Below are 14737 nucleotides of genomic sequence, written 5' to 3'. Positions count from 1 at the left end.
CCTGGCCGCGACTCAAAGCAGGCGGACCTCGCGGATCTCGCGCACGCGCAGCGCCTCGTTGACCGCGCGCACGGTCATGTCGCAGCGCCAGTGATTGCCGTCGCTGCTGATGGCAAACATGTTGTAGGCCGCGGCCGGATAGTGGCCATGTGCGATCGAGGAGGCCGAGGGCACGCCGACGACCGGGATCTTGCGCTCCGGGCCGTCGATCCAGATCGTCGAATGCACGTGGTCGTGGCCGTGCAGGATCAGCTCGACGCCGTGGCGGGCGAGCAGGCCGACCAGCTTCCCGGCGTCGGTCAGCCGCTTCATCCGGTGGGTCGAGCGCAGCGGATGATGCACCAGCAGCACGCGGAACAGCTGCTCGTGCGCCAGCGATTCGAGCATCTGCTCCAGCGCGGAGAGCTGTGCGCGGCCGAGCCGTCCCGTCGCCATGAACGGCGCCGAAGGCACGGCAGAGGACAGGCTGATCAGCGCGAGCGGCCCGCGTCGGCGCAGCGACGGAAACGTGGCCGGTCCCTCGGCATCGCCGCCGAAATAGTCGGCAAAGCTCTCGGCGAAGCGCAGCCGGGTCGAGCGCACATAGGCGTCGTGATTGCCGGGAATCGCGGTGACCCTGTCCGGCGGCCCCACCGTCCGGAGCCAGGCCTGGGCGATGGGGAATTCGGATTCCAGCGCGAAATTGACCAGATCGCCGGTGACGGCGATCTGGTCCGGCATCTGCGTGTGCAGGTCGGAGATCAGCAGATCGAGGATGTCGCGGCGATGGTACTTGTAGCGATTGCGCGTCCAGTTGAGATAGCCGAGCGCGCGCTTGCCGGCGAGCTCCGACAGGCGCGGCTTGTGCTGTGGCGCGAGATGCGGGTCGGACAGATGGGCGAGCGTGAAGGCAGCCATTATGCCCCTCGGTGCCGATGGCGGATGCAAGCGCGCCCAGATGTCATCTCGTGCTATCCCTCGTGGTGCCCGGCTCTCATGACAAGCCCTGCCAGCGAGCGCAAGAACAACCAGGACGACGACAGCGATGACGACATATCTGAGCCGGCTGCGGATCCGGCTCGAGCCCGCGCTCCGGCGCGGCTTCCACCTCTATTGGCGCTTCGCCCGCGGCATGACGCTCGGCGTCCGCGGCGTGGTGCTGGATGCCGAGAACCGCGTGTTCCTGGTCCGGCACGGCTATGTCTCGGGTTGGCACCTGCCGGGCGGCGGCGTCGAGGTCGGCGAGACGTTCATCGAGGCACTGACGCGGGAGCTGTTCGAGGAGGGCCGGATCGCGCTCGAAGGCGAGCCGGAGCTGCACGGCATCTTCCTCAACGGCCACGTCTCGCCGCGCGACCACGTCGCCGTCTTCGTTATCAAAAGGTTCACGCAGGACCGGCCGCCGGAGCCGAACCTCGAGATCGTGGAGACCGGCTTCTTCGCCCGCGACGCGCTGCCGGAGGGAACCACGCTCGGCACGCTGTCCCGCCTGCGCGAGGTGCTAGACGGCGTTAAGATCATTCCCACCTGGCGGCCGGAACAGCACGTTGCCGCCGGATCATTATGAATTTCTGCACCGAATGAGGGCAGTCTCCCGTCCCGTGGGAGAGGGGTCGATGATATCACCTTCGATGCGGATCGCCGTGCTGGTGCCCTGCTACAATGAGGAGGCCGCGGTCGCCACCGTGGTCCGCGATTTCAAGCAGGCGCTGCCGACGGCCACCGTCTACGTCTATGACAACAATTCCAAGGACCGCACCATCGAGGTCGCGCGCGCGGCCGGCGCCGAGGTGCGCTCTGAGCGGCGGCAGGGCAAGGGTCACGTCGTCCGGCGCATGTTCGCCGATGTCGATGCTGACATCTACGTGCTGGTCGATGGTGACGCGACCTATGACGCGCCGAGCGCGCCCGGCATGGTTGCGCGTCTCGTGAGCGAGCGGCTCGACATGGTGGTGGGTCTGCGCGTCGACCAGGAGCAGGCCGCCTACCGCATGGGCCATCGCACCGGCAACTGGATGCTGACGAGCTTCCTCGCCGAGGTGTTCGGCCAGGCCTTCAAGGACATCCTGTCCGGCTACCGCGTATTCTCGCGCCGTTTCGTCAAATCCTTCCCGGTGCTCTCCGACGGCTTCGAGATCGAGACCGAGCTGACCGTGCATGCGCTGGAGCTGGCGCTGCCGGTCGCTGAGCTCGCGACGCCATACTACGCGCGGCCCGAAGGGTCCGTCTCCAAGCTAAACACCTGGCGCGACGGCTTCCGCATCCTCGGCACGATCCTGAAGCTCTATCGTTCGGAAAAGCCGCTGCGCTTCTTCAGCGCGATCGGCATCTTCCTCGCGCTGGTCTCGATCGGCTTCGCGATTCCCATCTTCGTCACCTATATCGAGACTGGACTGGTGCCGCGGCTGCCGACCGCCGTGTTGTCGATGGGCCTGATGATCATGGCGTTGCTGTCGGCCTCGTCGGGCCTGGTGCTCGACACCGTCACCCGCGGCCGCCGCGAGATGAAGCTGCTGGCCTACCTGTCACACGCCCCGATCGAGGGCTGATGCAGGCGGAAGCTTGTGTCCGTCCGCCGTTCCGGTCATGGTTCGGGCGTCAATGTCCTGAACGAGAACACCGCCTCCATGCCCATCCTCAACAGCATCGCCGCGCTCGCCGACGACATGGCCGCCTGGCGCCATGATTTCCATGAACATCCGGAGTTGATGTACGAGGTGCACCGCACCGCCGGCATCGTCGCCGAGCGCTTGCGCGAATTCGGTTGTGACGAGGTGGTGACGGGCATCGGGCGCACCGGCGTGGTCGGTGTCATCCGCGGCCGTCGGACCAGTTCAGGTCGCACCATCGGCCTGCGCGCCGACATGGACGCGCTGCCGATCGAGGAAGCCTCGGGCGTGCCCTATGCGTCGAAGACGCCGGGCCTGATGCATGCCTGCGGCCATGACGGCCATACCGCGATGCTGCTGGGTGCCGCCAAGCATCTCGCCGACACGCGCAATTTCGACGGCACCGCGATCGTGATCTTCCAGCCCGCCGAGGAGGGCGGCGCCGGCGGCAAGGCGATGGTCGACGATGGATTGATGACCCGCTGGGGCATCCAGGAGGTCTACGGTCTGCACAATGCGCCGGGCGTGCCCGAAGGCGTGTTCGCGCTGCGGCCGGGTCCGATGCTGGCATCATCGGACCAGCTCGAGATCACCGTCCGCGGCAAGGGCGGTCATGCCGGCGCCGGCGTTCACAAGGCGGTCGACAGCGTGCTGATCGCCGCGCACATCATCACGGCGCTGCAGTCGATCGTGTCGCGCAACGTCGATCCGATCAAGTCGGCGGTCATCTCGATCTGCGTCGTCGAGGCCGGCAAGGCGATGAACGTCATTCCGGAGACCGTCGAATTGAAGGGCACCGTGCGCACGCTCGATCCCGAGGTGCAGGACCTGGTGGAGCGCCGCATTGCCGAGGTCGCCGACGGCATCGCCCGCACCTATGGCGGTGAGGCGACGACGAAATACACGCGGCTCTACCCGATCACGATGAACCATGCGCGCGAGACCGGCGTCGCCGCTGACGTCGCTCGCGACGTTGTCGGCGCGGAGCGGGTGGTCGACAATGCGCCGCCGCTGATGGGGGCCGAGGATTTCGCCTTCATGCTGCAGGCCCGTCCCGGCGCCTTCGTCTTCCTCGGCATGGGCGACGGCAAGGATTGCCACCACCCGGCCTATCGCTTCAACGACAACATTCTCGGCCACGGCGCGTCCTATTGGGTGCGGCTGGTCGAGAAGACGATGCCGGCCGATTGATGCCGGCGGCGTGGCGCTAGCTGCGAGCGGTCGCCTGCAATGACCGTTGGCGCCACTGCCGCGGGCTGCAGCCGCTCCAGCGCGAGAACGCACGGGAGAATGCGGACGCCTCGGAATAGCCGAGCAGGAAGGCGACGTCGCCGAGCGGCAGATGCGCTTGGCGCAGATAGTGGCGGGCGAGGTCGAGCCGCGTCACCTCGACGAGGTCGGAGAAGGTGGCGCCGAACTCGGCAAGCCGGCGCTGCAACGTCCACGACGTGGTCGACAGCGCCTCGGCGACCTCCTCGAGATGAAGCGCGCCGGCCGACAACCGCCGCCGGATTTCGCCACGGACCAGATCGAGGAACGCGGGCGTGCCGCAGGAGCCGGCGACACCGGCAAGATCTGTCGTCAGCCGCTGCAGGCGAGACAGATTGGCCTGGGGCATGGCGCGGTCCAGGCCGCGGTCGCGAAACACCAGCGCATTCGTGCCTTGTGACCAGCCGACGTCGGCATCGAAGGCTGCCTCATGATCGCGCCAGGCAGCCGGCCGGGCATGTTCGAACAGCACCATGTCGGGCGCCCAGCCCGATGGCAGGCAGGCGCGGAAGACGTTCGCGAACATGCCCATGGTCAATTCGGCGTCCTGCCGGCGATCGACGATCGAGCCGTCGAGAATGCGATATTCCAGCCGGAGCAAACCGTCATGGCGCGTGAGACGGGTTTCGGTCGCCTGCTGATGCCAGGGAAACCACAGCGCAAGATGCTCGATCGCAGAGCCCAGCGTCGGCGCCGCGAGTGCGATCTCGCCGATCAGGCCGAGCATCTGCGGCTGGTAGCGCTGGCCGAACCACAGTCCGAAATTGTCGTTACCGGTCTCCTGCGCGGCATCTTCCATCATCGCGACGTAGTCGGCGAGGTCGAGCGCGCGGCGGGTCTGGCCGAGGCATTCGGCATCGATGCCCACCCGTTCGAACACCGCCTCGGGGCGGCCTCCCGTCAGGGCGATGAAATCGGCGACACCGGTCGCAGCAGCGGCCAGAATGTTCCGGCTGCGGTCGCGCGGATGCTGGTGTTCGGCTGCGGGAGGCTGTGCCATGAAATCCTCGCCTTTGAGGACGTACGCCGTCGGTTGACACCTCGTAGTTATGCAAGTCACGTGCCTGCCGAAGCGGGCTATCGATAGAGCCCCCCGCGCAGGGACGCGGAGGGCTTGCCTTGATCCTGGATCTCGCGAGTCCTCGCGGATCAGTCGGCCATGGCGCGGGCCTCGGTCAAGGCGATGTCGAGCAGGTTGTCACTCGCCGCGTTGCCGCGCTTGCCGGCCGTCAGACGATAGAGCAGCAGACCGACGGCGAACAGCACCACGAAGGCCGCGAACACCTGCAGGTTGAACCAAATCATCGTGAGCAGCGAGAGCGTCGCACACACCAGCGCCACGGCCGGAAGCACGGGATAGAGCGGCGCCTTGAACGGCCTGATGAGGTTGGGCTCGGTGGCGCGCAGGCGGAACAGCGCGGCCATGCTCATGATGTACATCACGAGCGCGCCGAACACGCTCATGGTGACGATGTTCGCCGTCAGCGTCTGCCCGGCGAACTGGATGAGCTCGTCGGAGTAGATCGCGGCGATGCCGATCACGCCGCCGGCCAAGATCGCCCAATGCGGCGTGCGGCAGGTCGGGTGCAGCGCGGCGAGCTTGGCCGGCAGGAAGCCGGCGCGCGACAGCGCGAAGATCTGCCGCGAGTAGCCCATGATGATGCCGTGGAACGAGGCGATCAGTCCGAACAGGCCGATCCACACCAGCATGTGCAGCCAGCCGGAGTTTTCGCCGACCACGATCTTCATCGCCTGCGGCAGCGGATCGTTGATGTTGGCGAGCTTCGACCAGTCGCCGACGCCGCCGGCCATGATCATGGTGCCGAAGGCGAGCACGACGAGCGTCAGAATCCCGGCGATGTAGGCGAGCGGAATCGTCTTGGTCGGATTCTTGGTCTCCTCCGCGGCCATGGCCGCACCTTCGATCGCCAGGAAGAACCAGATTGCGAAGGGGATCGCCGCGACGATGCCGCCGATGCTCGTCAGCGAGAACGAATTCTCACCGGCCCAGCCGTTGGCGGCGAAGTTGGCGAAGGAGAAACCGGGCGACACGACGCCCATGAACACCAGGAGCTCGGCAATCGCCAGGACCGTGACGAACAGCTCGAACGTCGCGGCGATCGATACGCCGGCGATGTTGAGGGCCATGAACACCAGATAGGCGCCGAGCGCGGCGGTCTTGGGCGACAGCGCCGGAAACTGGACGTTGAGATAGGCGCCGATGGCGAGCGCGATGGCAGGCGGAGCGAACACGAACTCGATCAGCGTCGCGAAGCCGGCGACGAAGCCGCCGAGCGGGCCGAAGGCACGGTAGGAATAGGCGAACGGTCCGCCGGCATGCGGGATCGCGGTGGTGAGCTCGGTGAAGGAGAAGATGAAGGTCGTATACATCACCGCGATGAAGATCGTGGTGACGAGGAAGCCGAGCGTGCCGGCCTTGTCCCAGCCATAGCTCCAGCCGAAATATTCGCCGGAGATCACCAGCCCGACCGCGATGCCCCACAGATGGAGTCCGGTCAGGCTCTTCGAAAGGGTCGGTTTGGCCTCGTCACTCATGTCCAGTCGCTCCTGTCTGCTTGTGATGGGTGATTTGGGATGACGATGTGGTCGTCTCGATCGCGGCATCCGGCGCCGCCTCCTTGAGGCCGATGCCGGTGACGCCGATCCGCAGCGCCTCGCGCACCAGCCAGGCCAGCTTGTCGGCGGCGCGCTCGGCCGAGAGCCCGTGGTCGTGAATGTTGGAAATGCAGTTGCGGGCGCTGTCGCGCAGGCCCGGGGCCGGGTGCAGCGTCAGATACACTCCGAGGGAGTCCGCGGCCGACAGACCCGGACGCTCGCCGATCAGGACCGCGACCAGCCGTGCGCGCATCGCGGCGCCGACATCGTCACCCAGCGCCACGCGCGCCTGCGAAGCCAGCACGATCGGGCCGATGGACAGGCCCGTCAGACGCGCCTCGGTGGCGATCACGACAGCGGCGGCATGGTTTTCGACGGCATCCGCCGACAGCCCGTCGGCAATGATGAAGACGAGATCGTACGGACCGGATGTCAGCCTGTCGGCTTCCTCCGCGGCGAGGCGGCGCCCGAGGTCGGGCCGGCGCAGATAGCTGGCGCGGTCCGGTGCTGCACTCGCGACCTCGATCACCTCCCGCGGCGCGAGCGCGTCGGCGATGCCGTCGAAATTGACCTTGCCCCATACGGCATCGCGCGCGAGCGCATGCGCCATCTGGAATTCCAGCTTCGCGGCCGTCGGAAGCCCGTCGCCGGCGCGGCCGAGTGCGACGCGGGCGCGCGTCATCCCGCGCAGCAGGTCGAACGGATCGCCCCTCATGCCCGCGCTCCCTGGCCGATCAGCCGGACTACGGAAGGCGCGCTGCCCGGCAATGGCGGCACGCGGCCGCTTTGGTCGAGCAGGCCCATCCGCGCCAGCCAGGCCTCGAACTCCGGCGCCGGGCGGCGGCCGAGCAGATGCCGCAGCCGCATCACGTCGTGATGCGACAGGCTCTGATAGTTGAGCATGATGTCGTCGGCGCCCGGCACGGCGATCAGGAAGTTGACGTTGGCCGCCGCGAGCAGCAGCGCCAGATCGTCCATGTCGTCCTGATCGGCCTCGGCGTGGTTGGTGTAGCAGACATCGCAGCCCATGGGCACGCCGAGCAGCTTGGCGCAGAAATGATCCTCCAGCCCGGCGCGGATGATCTCCTTCGCGTCGTAGAGATATTCGGGACCGATGAAGCCGACCACGGTGTTGACCAGCAGCGGTGAAAACACGCGCGCGACGGCATAGGCGCGGGCCTCGACGGTCTGCTGATCGAGGCCGTGATGGGCGTCGGCCGACAGCGCCGCGCCCTGGCCGGTCTCGAAATACATGACGTTGTTGCCGACCGTGCCGCGCTTCAGCGACAAGGCTGCGTCCTGCGCCTCGGCGAGCAGCTTCAGGGTCACGCCGAAGCCGGCATTGGCAGCCTCGGTGCCGGCGATCGACTGGAAGACGAGGTCGAGCGGCGCGCCTTTCTCGATCGCCCGGATCGAGGTCGTGACGTGGCTCAGCACGCAGGACTGCGTCGGCACCTCGAATTTGAGCCTGAGATCATCGAGCATCGTGAGCAGGCGGATGCAGGCCTCGACATTGTCGGTCGCGGGATTGATGCCGATCACCGCATCGCCCATGCCGAACAGCAGGCCATCGAGCGTGCCTGCGGCGATCGCCTGGGGATCGTCGGTCGGATCATTCGGCTGCAGCCGCGACGACAGCCGCCCCTCCAGGCCGATGGTGGAGCGGAAGCGGGTCACGACCCGGCATTTGGCCGCGACGGCGACGAGATCGCCATTGCCGCAGAGCTTGGAGACCGCGGCCACCATCTCCGGCGTCAGGCCCGGCGCGAGGGCGGCCAGCCGGTTGGCATCCGCCTCCCAGGACATCAGCCATTCGCGCAATTCTCCGACGGTCAGCGACGCGACGGGCGCGAATGCGGCGGCATCGTGGCTGTCGAGGATGAGGCGCGTGACCTCGTCGCTCTCGTAGGGAATCAGCGGCTCGTCGAGGAAACGCCGCAGCGGCACGTCGGCGAGCGCCATCCGCGCCGCCACCCGCCGCGCGGCGCTGTCGGCTGCTATGCCAGCCAGCTCATCGCCAGAGCGGCGCGGCGAGGCGCAGGCCAGCAGCGTCTTGAGATCGTCGAACACATGAGTTTCGCCGCGATGGCGCGACCGGAACGCACCCGTCATCTTCGACCTGCCGCTCGTGCTGCGTCAGAGCGGTCCAAGCGGCCGCGATGGCGACCACAACGCTCATGAGCTGGGACAGGTTAAGCGAGGGCGGCTCCGGAAACTTGACATCTTAGCACAATCTTCGGTCACGCCGCGCGAATGCTCAGAAAACTGGCATCGGTGACCCTCGGGGGCGGGCGAATGCTGTCAACACGTGGACGGCCCGCCATGGACCGCGCCGCTCCAGAATGCTATCTCGCCACCCCACATGAGTGACCTGTCCATTACGATCTCCGCCGAAAAGCCGGGCGACGCGCAGGCGATCGAGCGGCTGCATGAGCGCACCTTCGGCCCCGGCCGCTTCGTGCTGAGCGCCTACCGCTTGCGCGAGCATGTCGATCATCTGCTCGCGCTGTCGTTCACCGCCCATATCGGCACTTTGCTGGTCGGCTCGGTGCGGCAACTGCCGATCTGCGTCGGCGACACCAAGGCGCTGATGCTCGGGCCGCTGACGGTCGAGCCGCCGTTCCGCAAGCACGGCATCGGCCGCATGCTGATGGAGCGCTCGGTCGTGGACGCGCGGGCGCAGGGCCACCGCTTGATACTGCTGGTGGGTGACGCGGCCTACTACGCGCGCGTCGGCTTCAAGCCGGTGCCGAAGGGCAGGGCGATCATGCCGGGACCGGTGGATTACAACCGGCTGCTGGTGAACGAACTGATCGAGGGCGCGTTCGAGGGCGTCGAGGGTGCGATCCGGCCCGATTGGGATTACGCGAAGTAATCTCGGTCTCTCCGTCATTGCGAGCGAAGCGAAGCAATCCAGAGTTCCGCCCACGTCTCTGGATTGCTTCGTCGCTTCGCTCCTCGCAATGACGAAGGAGGGGGCGCAGATTGGTCGCGTTCTGCGCCCTCCTCGAATCAGAATTTGAGGTTGGCAAAGATCCGCACGCCGATGCCGGGCAGCAGCACCTCGTCCTTGGTGTAGGACACCGAATTACGGATCTTCTCGTTGAGCAGATTGTTGCCGACGAGGCCGACCAGCATCTCGCGCGCGCCGAACATGTTCGCATCGAGTTTGGTCCGGTAGCTGACCTCCGCCTTGAGCAGGTTGTAGCCCGGCGTCGGAGTCTCCGCGATCGGCGCGATGTCGTTCTGCGCGAAGGCGTGCAGCAGGTTGATGCGGGTCAGCCAGTTGGCATCGCGCCAGAACAGGCCGCCGCCGACGCGCATCGGCGGAATCCGCGGCACGTTGGTGCCGTCCGCGAAGGTGGCGCGGACGACGTCGAACTGGTTCTCGATGCCCCAGATGCCGCTGCCGAGCGGAGCAACATCGAACTGGCTCTGGAACTCGAAGCCGCGGAACAGCGCGTTGCGCTGCGAGTAGACAGCCTGATTCAGCTCGGTGCCGGTGGTGCCGCAGGAGGCAAAATCGTCGCCGCACATCACGCCGGTCAGCCGGCGATAGATGAAGTTGCTGAACTGCGTGTAGTAGGCAGTGGCTTCGAAGCGGAACGGGCCGGTGGCCTTGCGCAGCCCGGCCTCGACGGTCTTGGCGGTCTCGATGGTCAGGTTCGGATTGCCGATGTCGAAGGTTGCGGTCGCATCATGGCCGCCGCGCGAGAAGAGCTCGGCTGGCTTCGGCGCGCGCTCGACATATTGCGCGGTCACGCTCGCCACCAGATCGCCCGGCAGGTTCTGCAACAGGCCGACGCTCGCGCTCTTCGGCGTGTATGACGGATTTCGGGCGATGTTGGCCTGCGGCGTGCCGTCCGGCAGATAGTCGACCGGGAAGTTCGGCGTGGAGCCGTTCAGCGCGATGTGCTCGATCCGGCCGGCGACCTGCGCCTTGGTTGAGGGCGAGAAGGCGAACTCGTTGAAGACATAGCCGGCGACGCGGTTGTTGGTGTTGGGGCCGAACAGGCCGTTGAACACCGAGCCGGGATTGTCGGGGCTCGGCGCATTCAGCTCCTGGTGCCCGGCCTGCACGCCATAGGCGGTCGTCAGGGTGGCGAAGCGCAGATTGACGGGCATCATCTGCATCTCGACGCGCGCTTCCTGCTCGCGATTGGTGAAGGTCTGGCGCACGCCATCGGTGGTCGGGTCGGTGACGGCTGCAAGGCCGAGCTCATTGTGCCGATAGTCTGTCGCGCCGGCCCAGAACCGGATCGCGTCGATTGCCGCGGAGTCCGGGCGATACTCGCCCTTCGCGGTGATCTTGGTCTGGTGCGCATCGATCCGGGTCCGGCTGTCGGCGCCGCCAATGCCGGGGATGTGGTAGAGCGCATCGGTCTGCGTGATCGCGGCGCCGACGAAGCCGCCTGAGAAGAAGTAGCTGCCGCCGATCGAGGCGCCATCGTTCTGCGCGGCGGAGTTCGGTTGCCGGCCGTTCACCGGGCGGGTCTGGTCGAACAGATAGGGATAGCCGGGAATGGAGTAGTCGCCGGTCTTGCGGCCGTAGGCATCGGCATGAAGCGCGAAATTGCCGCCGCCGGCATCGAGCAGCACGCCGCCCTCGACGCCGCGGTCGACCGAGCTGAACGAGGTGCGCGTTTCCACGGTAACGCAAGGCGCGCTGCCCGCGGCCGGAGCGCTCGCCGGCAGGCCATAGGTCTGGAACGGCGCGGTCGAACAGGTCGGCAGGGCCTGCGGAATGCGGTTGTTGGTGGCGCTGACGACGCCGCCGATCGAGGTCGAGCCGTAGCGTAGCGCCGCGGGGCCGCGGACCACCTCGATCTGGTCGCTGGTGAGCGGATCGATCGGGACGAAATGGTCCTCGCCGAGATCCGAGGCGCCGCCGCCGCCGAGGCCGTTCTCGACGATGCCGACGCGGTTGACGTCGAGGCCGCGAATGATCGGCCGGCTCGATGCGCCCGGCGCGAAGCTCGATCCGGTGATGCCGGGTTTCGAATTGAGAAGGTCGCCGAGCGTGGCGGCGCCGGAGCGGCGCAGTTCCTCGTTCGGCACCACGGTGACGGTCGCGAACTGGTCGGTGACGACAGGCAGCACGCCCTGTTGCGGCGGGGGCGGCGCGGTCTGTGCCTCGCGCGCGGGCGCCGGCGTGCGTGGGCCGCTCCGGGCCACGCGCGCTGTGGGATTGGGCCGCGGCACCACCGGCTTGCGGGCACGGATCGGGCTCGGTGCGGTCACTGTGACCTCGGGCAGTTCGGCCGCCGGCTTCGCAGGATCGTCAGCGCGCGCGGGCGCACCCAAAGCGCACAACATGGCTGCGGCACTGCAGCCCGACATCAAGGCTCTCGACAACATCTTTCACTTCCTGATCCTGATCAGGCGTCCCACGTCTTTCGTTGCCGGCGGGATGCGCCTGCCGTCGTCGTGCGACGGACCCATTCCTTCACGCGGCCGCCGTGCGCTCGCGCGCAGGGCAGCGTTTCGAGCGGCTCAGATCAGGCGGTGGGAGGAGCGCGCGGCTGGAAGGCGGTGTCGATGACGACAGCCGCGACAGTGGCGGTGATCGCATCGGGCAGACGGAATGCGACCGCTTCAGGAGGCGTCAGAACTGGCGCCGGTGACAGCAGGATCGACTGCGCCATCGCCATGACGGCGCAGATGGCACAGCCATCCGGCGACGGCTGTTGATCGGGATCTTGGTCAGCGGGAGAGGGACCAGTGTGCCGCTCGGCGATGGAGATGCCGCCGCCGTCCCGGGCTTGTCCGGCGAGGCAATGCACATGGCCGAACGCGAGCGCGAATTGCAGCACCAGCGCCAGCAGCGCTAGCCGCGAGACATCCTTGATGTTCGCGCGAAACCAGCTCATCGCCAGCTCTGGCTCATATGAATAGGCCACCCCGTTCGGCTGAGAGGCTCAGCCTTTGTTACAATATAACATCGCAAGGGAGCTTCACAGCTGTCAATCAGTGCACTGCAACGGTGGTCGGAATCCCCGTCGCTGTGCCCTTCGCGCCACGTGGCGCGCCGCGGTGGTGCGTGCTTGTGTCTTCGTGTCAGCGTCCCTCGCGCACCCAGGTCGCGGCGAGCGCGCCGAGCAGCAGCAAGAGGCCGACCACGCCGGCGAACATCGGCAGCACGCCGACGCCCTTGACCACGCTGGCATCGCGCATGCGCACGCCCATCCAGCCGTCGCCGCTGAACAAGGTCGATGACCTCACCGGGACGATGCGCGGCATGTCGATGCCCGAGCCGTCGCCGATGCGGCGGGCATCGCCGCCCGTCGCCTGTGCCAGCGGCTTCAGGGTTTCGGTGGTCGAGGTGACCTCCGAGAATTCCTTGGGATTGGTCGGGCCGACATTGATCAGCGCCTTCAAGGTGCCGTCGGTCGCCTGCCACAGGCCGAGCTCGTTGGCGGGAAGGGTCGCGCGCCATTCGCCGGGATCGCCCTGGCTCAGAGTGAGCTCACGCGTCTGGCCCGACGGCGAGGTCACGGTCACCGGCGGGACGCTGTCGCCCATCGTCTGCCGGATGACGGCGAGATCCTTGCCTTGAATCTGCAGCCGCAGTGCTTCCTCGTCGAGATCCGGCTGCTGCATCAGCCAGTGCGACATGCGCCGGAGCAGGTCGAGATGCGGTCCGCCGCCCTCGTAGCCGCGTGCCCACAGCCAGATGTGGTCGGACAGCAGCAGCGCGACGCGGCCGGCGCCGAAGCGCGACAGCAGCAGCAGCGGCTTGCCGTCGGCGCCGGTCATGACCGGCGGACTGACCGCATTGCGCGTCTCCACGGTGCGGAAGAAGCGGCTCCAGCGCGGCGGCTCGGAGCCCGAGCCTTCGAGGCCGCGCGTCACCGGATGGCGTTTTCCGGCGTCAGACAGATGCGCATAGAACGGCTTCTCGGTGACGCCGACCGGCTCGGCGGGCAGCACCGAGTCGAGCGGTGTGCGCCAGATGCTGGTGTTGGAGGCGTAGTCCGGGCCGGCCGAGACCAGCACCGCGCCGCCATTCCTGACATAGCGCGCGATGTTGTCGAAATAGGCGATCGGCAACACGCCCTGGCGGGCATAGCGGTCGAAGATGATCAGCTGGAATTCGTTGATCTTCTGCTGGAACAGCTCGCGGGTCGGAAAAGCGATCAGCGACAGCTCGTTGATCGGGGTTCCGTCCTGCTTCTCCGGCGGCCGCAGGATCGTGAAGTGGACGAGATCGATGCTGGCGTCCGACTTCAAAAGGTTGCGCCAGGTGCGCTCGCCCGAATGCGGCTCGCCAGACACCAGGAGCACGCGCAGCTTGTCGCGGACGCCATCGATCGAGACCACCGCGCGGTTGTTGACGAGGGTCAGCTCGTTGTCGAGCGGCGAGGCCTCGATCTCGACGATGTTCTGGCCTTCGTGCTTGACGTCGACGTCGACATTGGCGGCCTGGCCGCTGGTCAAGGTGCGCTCGCTGATGACCTCGCCGTCGCGGCGGATCACGACCTTCGCGCTGGCGCCGCTGACGCCCTGGTCGTCGAGCCGGAAGCTGATGGTCTGCGGTTGGCCGACGATGCCGAAGCGCGGCGCGGCGGTGATCGCGATGCGGCGGTCGCGCTCGGCCTTCTGGCCCGTGATCAGGGCCTGCAGCGGAGCCTGGAAGCCGAGTGCGGCCACGTTGCCGGGAATGTCGTGAACGCGGCCGTCGGTGATCATGAAGGCGCCCGCGACCCGATCGACGGGGACGTCCGACAGCGCCGAGGTCAGCGCGCTGAACAGATGCGTGCCGTCGGTCTCGCCGTCGGCCTGGCCGGCATCGACGACGCGGACCTCGAGGCCCTTGATCTTCTTCAAGCTGTCGACCAGCGACTCCTGGGCCGCCTGGGTCTGCTTGTTGCGGTCACCGAAATTCTGGCTCGGGCTCTTGTCGACCACGACGGCGGCGACCGAGCTCAGCGGCTCGCGGTCCTCGCGCGTGAACTGCGGATTGGCCAGCGCGAGCGCGATCAAGGCCAGCGCGGTGACGCGGATCCAGGCCGAACGCGAGCGGCCGAGCAACAGGAGCGCGGCGATGACGACGATCGCGCCGATCGCAAGCCACAGCACGATCGGCGGAACCAGAGGTGTGAACGCGATGCCGTAGTTCATGAGGCAAACTCGCAGTTGTCGTCATGCCCGGCCTCGTGCCGGGCATCCACGTCGCGCAGCCTGCGTCGCTGCTCGTGGATCGCCGGGTCAAGCCCGGCCATGACAACCATTGTTGTTGCGATATCGAGAGCGACGACGCGCAT

13 protein-coding genes are annotated in these 14737 nt (G+C 67.1%); 4 read left to right on the top strand and 9 right to left on the bottom strand.

Features of this window, described 5'->3' with window-relative positions; all coding sequences use genetic code 11:
• Window positions 1–12 precede the first annotated feature (12 nt).
• Complete coding sequence (locus tag QW863_RS21390) at window positions 13–897, bottom strand: metallophosphoesterase (RefSeq protein ID WP_315717313.1); 885 nt, start codon at window positions 895–897, stop codon at window positions 13–15.
• Window positions 898–1024: 127 nt separating this feature from the next.
• Between QW863_RS21390 and QW863_RS21385 the strand changes: the two genes are divergently transcribed.
• From QW863_RS21385 to QW863_RS21375, 3 genes are all read left to right on the top strand, one after another.
• On the top strand, window positions 1025–1546 hold the full coding sequence (locus tag QW863_RS21385; protein WP_315717312.1) for an NUDIX domain-containing protein: 522 nt from the start codon (window positions 1025–1027) through the stop codon (window positions 1544–1546).
• 49 nt (window positions 1547–1595) lie between these two features.
• Window positions 1596–2528 carry a glycosyltransferase family 2 protein gene (locus QW863_RS21380; protein WP_315717311.1) on the top strand — a complete coding sequence of 311 codons (933 nt, stop codon included), beginning with the start codon at window positions 1596–1598 and terminating at the stop codon, window positions 2526–2528.
• Between the two features lie 78 nt (window positions 2529–2606).
• Window positions 2607–3779 (top strand): M20 aminoacylase family protein, encoded by a 1173-nt coding sequence (locus tag QW863_RS21375; protein ID WP_315717310.1) that lies wholly within the window; start codon window positions 2607–2609, stop codon window positions 3777–3779.
• Between the two features lie 16 nt (window positions 3780–3795).
• Here the strand turns inward: QW863_RS21375 and QW863_RS21370 are convergent, their stop codons facing one another.
• The 4 genes from QW863_RS21370 to QW863_RS21355 form a co-directional block, all read right to left on the bottom strand.
• Complete coding sequence (locus QW863_RS21370) at window positions 3796–4857, bottom strand: AraC family transcriptional regulator (protein ID WP_315717308.1); 1062 nt, start codon at window positions 4855–4857, stop codon at window positions 3796–3798.
• 149 nt (window positions 4858–5006) lie between these two features.
• A complete protein-coding gene (gene eat / locus QW863_RS21365; protein ID WP_315717307.1) occupies window positions 5007–6413 on the bottom strand; it encodes an ethanolamine permease in 1407 nt (468 codons plus the stop codon).
• Window positions 6406–7188 carry an ethanolamine ammonia-lyase subunit EutC gene (gene eutC / locus QW863_RS21360; RefSeq protein ID WP_315717306.1) on the bottom strand — a complete coding sequence of 261 codons (783 nt, stop codon included), beginning with the start codon at window positions 7186–7188 and terminating at the stop codon, window positions 6406–6408. The genes eat and eutC overlap by 8 nt, the downstream gene beginning before the upstream one ends.
• On the bottom strand, window positions 7185–8585 hold the full coding sequence (locus tag QW863_RS21355) for an ethanolamine ammonia-lyase subunit EutB (protein WP_315717305.1): 1401 nt from the start codon (window positions 8583–8585) through the stop codon (window positions 7185–7187). Before QW863_RS21355 ends, eutC begins: the two co-directional genes overlap by 4 nt.
• A gap of 250 nt (window positions 8586–8835) precedes the next feature.
• Here QW863_RS21355 and QW863_RS21350 point away from each other — a divergent pair, with 250 nt between their 5' ends.
• Window positions 8836–9348: an N-acetyltransferase gene (locus QW863_RS21350; protein ID WP_315717304.1), complete on the top strand. Its 513-nt coding sequence runs from the start codon at window positions 8836–8838 to the stop codon at window positions 9346–9348.
• 137 nt (window positions 9349–9485) lie between these two features.
• On the opposite strand, the gene QW863_RS21345 is transcribed toward QW863_RS21350, so the two are convergent.
• From QW863_RS21345 to QW863_RS21330, 4 genes are all read right to left on the bottom strand, one after another.
• Window positions 9486–11813 (bottom strand): TonB-dependent receptor, encoded by a 2328-nt coding sequence (locus QW863_RS21345; protein ID WP_315717371.1) that lies wholly within the window; start codon window positions 11811–11813, stop codon window positions 9486–9488.
• A 158-nt stretch (window positions 11814–11971) separates the two neighbouring features.
• Window positions 11972–12343: a DUF2946 family protein gene (locus tag QW863_RS21340; RefSeq protein ID WP_315717303.1), complete on the bottom strand. Its 372-nt coding sequence runs from the start codon at window positions 12341–12343 to the stop codon at window positions 11972–11974.
• Window positions 12344–12530: 187 nt separating this feature from the next.
• On the bottom strand, window positions 12531–14594 hold the full coding sequence (locus tag QW863_RS21335; RefSeq protein ID WP_315717302.1) for a hypothetical protein: 2064 nt from the start codon (window positions 14592–14594) through the stop codon (window positions 12531–12533).
• Complete coding sequence (locus QW863_RS21330; RefSeq protein ID WP_315717301.1) at window positions 14591–14737, bottom strand: hypothetical protein; 147 nt, start codon at window positions 14735–14737, stop codon at window positions 14591–14593. The genes QW863_RS21335 and QW863_RS21330 overlap by 4 nt, the downstream gene beginning before the upstream one ends.

Source organism: Bradyrhizobium sp. SZCCHNR1017 (assembly GCF_032381375.1).
GTDB lineage: Bacteria > Pseudomonadota > Alphaproteobacteria > Rhizobiales > Xanthobacteraceae > Bradyrhizobium.
Note: the sequence above shows the minus strand (reverse complement) of the source record. Positions and strands in the feature narration are given on the sequence as shown.

What these genes read in the sequence shown, in the direction of transcription:
- QW863_RS21380 (WP_315717311.1), top strand. Translation starts at nt 1,596, where the DNA reads ATGATATCACCTTCGATGCGGATCGCCGTGCTGGTGCCCTGCTACAAT.
- QW863_RS21335 (WP_315717302.1), bottom strand. Translation starts at nt 14,594, where the DNA reads ATGAACTACGGCATCGCGTTCACACCTCTGGTTCCGCCGATCGTGCTG.
- QW863_RS21345 (WP_315717371.1), bottom strand. Translation starts at nt 11,813, where the DNA reads ATGTCGGGCTGCAGTGCCGCAGCCATGTTGTGCGCTTTGGGTGCGCCC.
- QW863_RS21350 (WP_315717304.1), top strand. Translation starts at nt 8,836, where the DNA reads ATGAGTGACCTGTCCATTACGATCTCCGCCGAAAAGCCGGGCGACGCG.
- QW863_RS21390 (WP_315717313.1), bottom strand. Translation starts at nt 897, where the DNA reads ATGGCTGCCTTCACGCTCGCCCATCTGTCCGACCCGCATCTCGCGCCA.
- QW863_RS21355 (WP_315717305.1), bottom strand. Translation starts at nt 8,585, where the DNA reads ATGACGGGTGCGTTCCGGTCGCGCCATCGCGGCGAAACTCATGTGTTC.
- QW863_RS21340 (WP_315717303.1), bottom strand. Translation starts at nt 12,343, where the DNA reads ATGAGCTGGTTTCGCGCGAACATCAAGGATGTCTCGCGGCTAGCGCTG.
- eat (WP_315717307.1), bottom strand. Translation starts at nt 6,413, where the DNA reads ATGAGTGACGAGGCCAAACCGACCCTTTCGAAGAGCCTGACCGGACTC.
- eutC (WP_315717306.1), bottom strand. Translation starts at nt 7,188, where the DNA reads ATGAGGGGCGATCCGTTCGACCTGCTGCGCGGGATGACGCGCGCCCGC.
- QW863_RS21330 (WP_315717301.1), bottom strand. Translation starts at nt 14,737, where the DNA reads ATGCGCGTCGTCGCTCTCGATATCGCAACAACAATGGTTGTCATGGCC.
- QW863_RS21375 (WP_315717310.1), top strand. Translation starts at nt 2,607, where the DNA reads ATGCCCATCCTCAACAGCATCGCCGCGCTCGCCGACGACATGGCCGCC.
- QW863_RS21385 (WP_315717312.1), top strand. Translation starts at nt 1,025, where the DNA reads ATGACGACATATCTGAGCCGGCTGCGGATCCGGCTCGAGCCCGCGCTC.
- QW863_RS21370 (WP_315717308.1), bottom strand. Translation starts at nt 4,857, where the DNA reads ATGGCACAGCCTCCCGCAGCCGAACACCAGCATCCGCGCGACCGCAGC.